Below are 396 nucleotides of genomic sequence, written 5' to 3'. Positions count from 1 at the left end.
CCAGACGGCAAACGTAATAATCAGCAGCGCTGCTAGCGTACGAGTCGCGGGGCTACGTATCCATATTGAGACACGGCGCGCTGCCACTCCGGTCGCTAGGACGGCAGGCAAGGTGCCGAGCCCAAAGGCCCCCATCATCGCGGCGGCACGCAATGGCTCGGCTACAGCAAGACTCCAGGCCAGCATCGAATAGATTAGCCCACAGGGCATCCAGCCCCATAGCGAGCCAAGTGCGAATGCTTGGGGTACTTTTACAACAGGCATCAAGCGACGGCCTATTGGTTCGATGCGGCGCCACAGGACGCGCCCCAGTGCCTCGATACGTAGCAAGCCCTTCCACCAGTTGGCGATATACAGTGCCATTAGTATCAACATGACCGCCGCCAGGATACGCAA

General features: G+C 59.3%; 1 protein-coding gene. It reads right to left on the bottom strand.

The annotated features are described in order from the left end of the window. On the bottom strand, positions 1-396 hold a 396-nt coding region (locus CXF87_RS12460), incomplete at both ends, for a sulfite exporter TauE/SafE family protein (RefSeq protein WP_198556099.1).

Source organism: Halomonas sp. MES3-P3E (assembly GCF_002836035.1).
In the GTDB taxonomy this organism is placed as follows: domain Bacteria; phylum Pseudomonadota; class Gammaproteobacteria; order Pseudomonadales; family Halomonadaceae; genus Vreelandella; species Vreelandella arctica.
The sequence above is the reverse complement of the archived record's forward strand: the minus strand, read 5'-3'. Positions and strand labels throughout refer to the sequence as shown.